We start from the raw sequence: 7,316 nt of genomic DNA, 5'->3' as shown, positions 1-7,316 counted from the left end.
CTCTCGTTTCCTCTCTCGTTTCCTCTCTCGTTTCCTCTCTCGTTTCCTCTCTCGTTTCCTCTCTCGTTTCCTCTCTCGTTTCCTCTCTCGTTTCCTCTCTCGTTTTCACAACAGAAGGAAGGGAGATTTCGTAGATGTAAAATTTTCTATCAAGGAAAAAGAATTCTACGAGCGATTATGTATTTTCCCCTTAGAATCTTTTCTTTTGTTATGTTATGTCGCTTTACCATAACACACAATGATCTCATCCTGGTTTTCATCTTTAGATTTGCTTGGAAGCCTTGTTAGAGAAAGACAGCATTCTCCTTCTTTCCTCTTTCATAATAGGATTTGTGAAAGCAACAAACCTCTCAATATCCTCCTCATCGGGAATCTCTTTCATTTGTGCTTCCGCTAAAATTTGCATGTATTCATTTTTGTCTTGTTTTCTAATAATGAGGGGAGGCAAATCGTGTTGCAACAAGGAATAGTTTATAACCATTCTTCCGGTTCGTCCGTTTCCGTTCGAAAAAGGAAGGATTTTTTCAAACTGAATATGCGTTTGAAGGATGGCTCTCAATAAGTCCTCTTCCGTAGCGGCAGTTTCTAGCCGATCATTCAAGTTCCCGATTAACTGGTCCATCAATTGCGGAACTTGCTCAGGTGGAGCGGTCGAAAACTCAGCCCCTTTGATATAATTCTCTTTCGACTTGAATTGCCCTTTATCATATTGCAGACGATCGGTTAGTTTTTCATGTATATTTTTTATAATGGGGACAGACAGTTTTTCATCATTTCTTATCGAATGTATGACGTATTCAAACGCCTGTTGATGATTATCGACCTCGTAAAACTCACTTCTTGTTATTTTTGCGTTATTTGGCAGTGCGTCATTCACTATGATGGTCACGGTCTCCGGCAAGGTGATGGTATTCCCGTCAATTGCACTGGAATGGTGGGCTAAACACACCAAGACGTCCTCCAGATAATCTATTGTCATCTTGTCGAGTAAACGACTCAACGTTTTTCCCTCCTCATTGTGGACTACTATTTTTTCCATATGAATCAAAAAATTATCTTTAATGATGAGCACGCCCACTTATAACCGATTCCCTCCACCTTCGTTCCCTCCAAAATGCTCCTCCAAGGTGTAACTGAAAAGTTTTCTGGTACTTCAAGTATACATCGCAGATTGTTGCGGTTCATCCATCAAGTTCAATGACTGAATTCTTATCCCTTTTTATCGCTACGAAAATTTTTCACCTCCCTTCCGCATTTCCAACTACCCACATTTTGAAGATATCATCTCTCAAATTAAAGTTATCTTGCAGATACGCTAAGTGAGAAATACCCTTGCCTACGTATTAAACAACCAGCAGATAGACAGAATGGCGGTAGATTGAAGAAAGTACTCAGAGTGGTCGTTAGATGCTTAGGCAACTGAACACACTCTGTGAATCATTTTCTAAGGAGATGAACTAAATTGGTTAACATGAAAGGCGAGAAAATCGGTATGAGTTATGGCAGATACTTCGTCCATGACAAACAGGATATCAGTACTCAACAGGGAGCCATCGACAACCACGCAGAAAAGCATGGAATCCGTATCATGAAACACTACCAGGACATCAGCTACCCGAGAAATGCAGGGAGTCGTCCACATTTGCAGATGATGCTGCAGGATCTACAATCAGAGGACGTTCCAGTCGATCATCTGTTGATTTATTCCTCCTGCCGAATTATACGGGATACCGAAAGTAACGTTCGCACTATCTTGGAAGTCTTAAATCATGTGGATTCAGTTGTTTTGGTGAAGGAACAAGTAACGTACACAGCGGATGACTTTAAGTGGTTGACCACTTCTTTGATACGACCAAGCTTGGGTGCAGGTTTCTAACAGATAGTTAGGTCGGCCTTTCTGCTGATAGTGGGGCCTTTAAATGGGTGTTTTCGAATACCCTATCCAAAAGCGGAAACTATCTCAACTGAAACTACATCACTCACACAATTTCATTTGTTATTTATTTAAAACACGTTTCAAATAATTGATTTCTTCTTGTAACTCTTTTTCGATCTGTGAAACTTCAGAAGGATAATCCGGTAACTCGGGGTATTTTTCAAAGTAATGCTTCAATTTCTTTTGAAGATCTTCGCTATGTGATTTGATTGCAAGTCTATCAGGAATCTTTTTAAAGTTATCACTACGGTGTCCCGCGGTTGAATGAGGGTACTTTTGAAAATATTCGATGACTTTCTTGCTAAGCTCATCACTATGTGATTTGATTACAAGCTTTTTAGCTGCATGCATATCCAAGTCAAACCTCTCCTTTTATCTTCTAGTATACACACAAGTGTTAGTATGGATGGCTTAAAAAGAATTTTGAGTAACAGCATACAAGTATTAGTCAGACTATACTCGTACTGCAAGGGGCATGAGCACATTGCTAATTTGTTATTTTAACCATTAGTCCATCTGCTATCCGCACCACCTTTAAAAGAAGGACTTTTGTATCTTATCTAGAAGTAAATACCTATAGAAGGATAATTAAGGAGCGGATGATATATGGCTATCCATCAGAAACCGATTGATTACATAGACATACCGGCGCCCCAACACAGTGCCGATGCTTATTACAGAGTAGTTTATGGGGATGTAGACTGGGAGCAGAACAATCAATTTGAGCGTGCGATTTATGTTCTTATGGGATATGGCGACACATTGACATATCGTAGAGTGGCGCATATTTTGACAACACCTAATACACCGAATGATATTTCGGATTTGGATAAGGTGTTGACTGCCATTCAAAGGTTGAAAGATCGCAATGAAACATATAGAGATTAATTGTACTATCCAAAAAGCCTATCCAGAAAATTGCTTGGAAAGGAATACCCAGAGCTGCCGGAATGCCGGAGTCGGCATAGGTTTTGGCAGTTTCTCTGATTTCATTAGGAAATTCCGATTTTTTACAAATCGAATCAATAATTGGGATTATATTATCAGCTTGTATATGATTAACAACAGCCCTAAATCCATCAGAGGATTTAGGGCTGTTTATATTTCTCAAGGGATGAGTGTAAAACAATACAAAGAATCAGAGCCGAAGCAATTAGAACTACTTGAAGAACAGTTAGTAAGCTCAAATGATGGGGTTTTTAGTTATCACTATATTTCAACGAAACGCATTAGAAGGAAGTCCCCGACTACTATCCTTTTGAATAGAAAAAATCCTTGTAAAATCTCTAAAAAAGTTTTTTTAGAAAATTTAAATGGAATAGGTATGAAAATAGTAAAAACGTTAACACTAGTACCATGATCGATCAATTAAAGTTTCACAAATTTATAGAGGGAGGTGAAAAAAATGGAAAGTTCAAAGAGATATTGGGAAAGCACCTGTGAGAACCTTCTAAAGGAAACAAGAATCATCTTAAATGAATACCTGCTTAGCCTGAAACTAGAGCTTAAAGCAGAGGCAACCATTTCAAAGTACCGCAAATACCTGGAAAGATTTTTAAGGGAATGTTCCACTCCCCTTGACCAACTTACATCTGAAGAGGTGTTAACATGGCTTAACCAGTTTTCTCAAGATAAGAAACCGAAAACGATAGACCTTGTATTTTCCGCTCTATCATCCTTTTTTCAATACTGTCTGCAAGAGGAATACATGGAGAATGTGTTGATGAAAAAACGGTGGAAGCCAAAGATTCCTCAGTCGTTGCCTAAATATCTGAATGAGCAGGAGGTTGCTCGCTTGAAACGGGCAGCCGAAAACCTGTCCATTAGAAATCGGGCGCTCATTCTCTTTCTCCTCTCTACAGGGTGCCGTGAGTCTGAAGTGGTAAACTTGACCATTCAAGAAGTGGATGTAGACAAACGGACGGCAATTGTCGAGGGAAAAGGGAAAAAGATCCGACACGTCCATTTCTCTGAAGAATGTGGGCTTGTATTAAAAGATTATTTGCGGACGCGCTCAGGGAATAAGATTGAGCCTTTATTTCTAAATAAATTTGGCCAGGCGCTCGGAAAGAACGGAATCTATTTGGTTACAAGGAAACTAGGAAAACAAGCTGGGTTCACTCAGACTCTTCACCCGCATGTTCTTCGACATACGTTTGCAACCAACATGTTGGCAAGGGGAGCGGATCTTCAGTTTATTGCGGACGAGATGGGGCATGAGGATTTGAATACAACCCGCATATATGCACGAATCCCGACAGAAGATATGATTTTAAAATACCAAAATATTATGGGGTGAATATCTATGAATATTGAAATACAAGAAGCTTTCTTTATGGACCATCAATCACGTTTTAGCTCGGAAACCACCCGAAGCTACAAGCTGGCCTTACAACAATTCTTTTCATTTTGTCAAAAGAACTATGATCAAATAAAAGCGAAAGACATTAGGGATTGGCTTGCTTCCATGGATGAGAGTGGTTTGAAACCACGCAGCATTCAATTGAAGTTGTCGGCTGTGAAATCGTTTTATCGCTATTGCCTGGAGGAAAACAAATTAAAGAGTAATCCAACACTTAAAGTTCGTACACCGCAAAAAGTGGATTCCCTTCCTTACTACTTAGATAAACGACAGCTGGCATTGCTTCAAGAGTTGACCAAAGATCATCAGAGGGATCGAGCCATTATAGAAGCTTTATATTCAACGGGTGTTCGAATTAGTGAACTATTAAATATCCAGTTAGAAGATGTCAAATGGGATACCCGCCAAATTTGGATTCGAAAAGGGAAAGGGAATAAAGAGCGCTTTGTCTTATTTAGCCATGATTGTGCGGAAAGATTGAATGGGTATTTAGCTGAACGGAAAGTTGAAAGTAAATATCTCATTTCAAATCAAGGAGGTGGACCACTCAGTCGTTGTTTTGTGGAGTTACTTTTCCGGCAGTACACAGAAAAACTTGGATTCAGAGTGACCCCCCACACCATGCGGCACACATTTGCTGCCCATCTAGCCGAAAAGGGAATGGACTTTACCTATATTCAGGAACTACTCGGTCACATCAATATCAATAGTACGCGCATTTATACTCGTCTGATGAATACAGCACGGAAAAAACAATATGACCGATTCCAAACGTAATCGAATATGACCGATTCCAAACGTAATCGAAGAGGAGAAAAAAAGAGAAATTACTGGGAACTAAAATTAAAGTTGCCCAATGAGGCAAATCAGAATGTAATCAATGAGTTTTTATTAACTATAAAAACTGGCGGAAAATAGAAGACGATTGAGGAAAACCGAATCAAATTGCAATGCTTTTTTTAGGTGTCCCCATTAAAAGGCATAGAATATGCCGATATTCAGGAACTGCTCGGCCATGCCAATACTAATAGTATGGGAATCTATACGAGACCCATGAATAACGAAATAAAATATAAGTATGATCAATATCAAATCTAGAGAGGCGGGAGGAATTGGGGGGCTACGGGGAATTAAATGATGAATTACTAAAACTAGAAAATAGGAAAATGATCAATGAATTTGTACTCAGCTTGAGAGAAAAGAATAGAAGTGTGGAAACCATTCGCCGCCATCGTGGTACTTTGCATCATTTTTTTGTATCGCATCAGAAAACATATACTTCTGTTACCCGGGAAGACATAGAATCTTGGCTTAGGGAACAACGAAAAAATCGAACCGAAAGAACCGTTGGCGCCTATTTAATAACCTTACGCACTTTCTATAGTTTTTGTGTGGTGGAAAAGCAGATTGAAGCATCACCACTTCAAGACAATCAGATAGTAAACTCCAGCCCAGAAATGTACTGGGAGTTAAAGAAATCATTACCCAATCAAGAAAACCAACATGTCATCAATACGTTTTTGTTTAGCTTGAAAAAGTTAGATAGAAGTGAGAAGACCATTGTTTGTAAAAGGGTGTTTTTGCAAAACTTTTTCAAGGCGTTCGAAAAGTCGTTTGATTCTATTACATTAGAGGAAATCAATCATTGGCTTACGAAAAACCGGAATACCTGGAATAAGGATACACTACGTGGAATTCTTAGTGCGCTGCGGTTGTTCTACGAGTTTTGTTGGGAGGAAGGCCTGATGAAAAACCCTCCCTTACGAAACAAAAGAAGATTTAAAGAGGTATCAGAAAATTATTGGGAGATACAGATTCGTTTACCGAATGAAGAAAACAAAAAAGTGATTAATGCATTTTTGTTACACCTTAAAAATAGAAATCGAAACAAGCGAACAATTGAGGATTACAGAACCTTTCTCCAATTATTTTTTAAATATATCCATACTCATTTTTCACTTATAGAAACGAACGATATCCAACAGTGGTTTGAAAATCATCAAAAAGATTTGAAAGATAGAACGAAAGTAAGCAATATGAGTATTCTTCGCTCTTTTTATACTTTTTGTGTCCGCAAAGACTATTTGGACACATCCCCTGTGAAATACAAATGGGAAAAAGAAGATGCGGAAAAATACTGGGAGTTAAGCAAACCAATCGTTAACCAAGAAAATCAAGAGGTTATTCATGAATTTTTGTTGAGCATACGTGTAGCAAATTTGAGTCCACAAACAATTTATCAATATAAGTTTTTTCTGGAAAAATTTTTCGGGGATAGACAGGAACAGTTTTCTAATCTAACGCCAGATGATATTCAGGAATGGTTGATTCAGCAACAACAGAATTTAAAAGTCTCGACAATCCGATATCGGATAGGTGTCCTTGCGTCCTTCTACACATTTTGTGTAGATGAAGGTTATATGGAGAAAATACCGATCAAAAGGAGATGGTATCCACGACTGCCGAAACCCGTTCCAAAGTATCTGGAAAAACCAGAAATTGCGAAAGTGCGGCAGGTATGCGAAAAACAAAACCTACGCAACCGGGTGATAGTGGAATTTCTTCTCACTTCCGGATGTCGTATCGGTGAAGTCCATCAACTTAATAAAAAAGACGTAGATTTGGAACAAAGGACCGCGCGTGTGACCGGAAAAGGGAATAAAATACGAGAGGTCCATTTTTCTGAAACCTGTGCCATTTTATTGGAACGCTATTTGGAAACTGCTGATGCTGAACATCCTGCACTTTTTGTTTCTGATAGAGGAACGCGACTAAGCATTCGAAGTAAACAAGGAATTGTTGAGCAGATTGGTCAAAAGGCAGGGGTAGTAGGAAAACTTCATCCGCATCGTATGCGGCATACATTTGCGACAGAATTATTAACAAAAGGTGCTGAGCTTTCTTTTATAGCAGATGAACTAGGCCATACGAACCTTCAAACGACAAAAATTTACGCCCGTATGCCCAAATGGAAGCTACTCAGTTTATACCGAATGTATATGGGATAAGGAGGATGGA

The 7,316-nt window shown here is 39.0% G+C and carries 8 protein-coding genes; 6 read left to right on the top strand and 2 right to left on the bottom strand.

What is annotated here, in order from left to right; all coding sequences use genetic code 11:
• Positions 1 to 262: 262 nt before the first annotated feature.
• Entirely contained in the window at positions 263 to 1,000 is a 738-nt protein-coding gene (locus MHZ95_RS18120) for a Fic family protein (RefSeq protein WP_239392200.1), read from the bottom strand.
• Between the two features lie 471 nt (positions 1,001 to 1,471).
• Here MHZ95_RS18120 and MHZ95_RS18115 point away from each other — a divergent pair, with 471 nt between their 5' ends.
• Positions 1,472 to 1,876: a recombinase family protein gene (locus MHZ95_RS18115; RefSeq protein ID WP_239392205.1), complete on the top strand. Its 405-nt coding sequence runs from the start codon at positions 1,472 to 1,474 to the stop codon at positions 1,874 to 1,876.
• Between the two features lie 120 nt (positions 1,877 to 1,996).
• Here MHZ95_RS18115 and MHZ95_RS18110 read toward each other — a convergent pair whose 3' ends face one another.
• On the bottom strand, positions 1,997 to 2,293 hold the full coding sequence (locus tag MHZ95_RS18110; protein WP_239392199.1) for a hypothetical protein: 297 nt from the start codon (positions 2,291 to 2,293) through the stop codon (positions 1,997 to 1,999).
• A gap of 249 nt (positions 2,294 to 2,542) precedes the next feature.
• On the opposite strand from MHZ95_RS18110, the gene MHZ95_RS18105 reads away from it, so the two are divergent.
• The 5 genes from MHZ95_RS18105 to MHZ95_RS18085 all read left to right on the top strand — a co-directional run bounded on the left by MHZ95_RS18105 (position 2,543) and on the right by MHZ95_RS18085 (position 7,306).
• On the top strand, positions 2,543 to 2,824 hold the full coding sequence (locus MHZ95_RS18105) for a hypothetical protein (protein ID WP_239392198.1): 282 nt from the start codon (positions 2,543 to 2,545) through the stop codon (positions 2,822 to 2,824).
• A complete protein-coding gene (locus MHZ95_RS18100) occupies positions 2,805 to 3,296 on the top strand; it encodes a hypothetical protein (RefSeq protein ID WP_239392197.1) in 492 nt (163 codons plus the stop codon). The genes MHZ95_RS18105 and MHZ95_RS18100 overlap by 20 nt, the downstream gene beginning before the upstream one ends.
• A gap of 45 nt (positions 3,297 to 3,341) precedes the next feature.
• A complete protein-coding gene (gene xerA / locus MHZ95_RS18095) occupies positions 3,342 to 4,235 on the top strand; it encodes a site-specific tyrosine recombinase/integron integrase (RefSeq protein ID WP_239392196.1) in 894 nt (297 codons plus the stop codon).
• Between the two features lie 6 nt (positions 4,236 to 4,241).
• The gene (gene xerA, locus MHZ95_RS18090; protein WP_239392195.1) at positions 4,242 to 5,075 is read left to right on the top strand and encodes a site-specific tyrosine recombinase/integron integrase; all 834 of its coding nucleotides are present in this window, start codon (positions 4,242 to 4,244) and stop codon (positions 5,073 to 5,075) included.
• Between the two features lie 335 nt (positions 5,076 to 5,410).
• A complete protein-coding gene (locus MHZ95_RS18085; protein ID WP_239392194.1) occupies positions 5,411 to 7,306 on the top strand; it encodes a tyrosine-type recombinase/integrase in 1,896 nt (631 codons plus the stop codon).
• Positions 7,307 to 7,316: the final 10 nt, after the last annotated feature.

Source organism: Sporosarcina sp. ACRSM (genome assembly GCF_022346545.1).
GTDB lineage: Bacteria > Bacillota > Bacilli > Bacillales_A > Planococcaceae > Sporosarcina.
Note: the sequence above shows the minus strand (reverse complement) of the source record. Positions and strands in the feature narration are given on the sequence as shown.

What these genes read in the sequence shown, in the direction of transcription:
- MHZ95_RS18115 (WP_239392205.1), top strand. Translation starts at nt 1,472, where the DNA reads ATGAAAGGCGAGAAAATCGGTATGAGTTATGGCAGATACTTCGTCCAT.
- MHZ95_RS18105 (WP_239392198.1), top strand. Translation starts at nt 2,543, where the DNA reads ATGGCTATCCATCAGAAACCGATTGATTACATAGACATACCGGCGCCC.
- MHZ95_RS18100 (WP_239392197.1), top strand. Translation starts at nt 2,805, where the DNA reads ATGAAACATATAGAGATTAATTGTACTATCCAAAAAGCCTATCCAGAA.
- xerA (WP_239392196.1), top strand. Translation starts at nt 3,342, where the DNA reads ATGGAAAGTTCAAAGAGATATTGGGAAAGCACCTGTGAGAACCTTCTA.
- xerA (WP_239392195.1), top strand. Translation starts at nt 4,242, where the DNA reads ATGAATATTGAAATACAAGAAGCTTTCTTTATGGACCATCAATCACGT.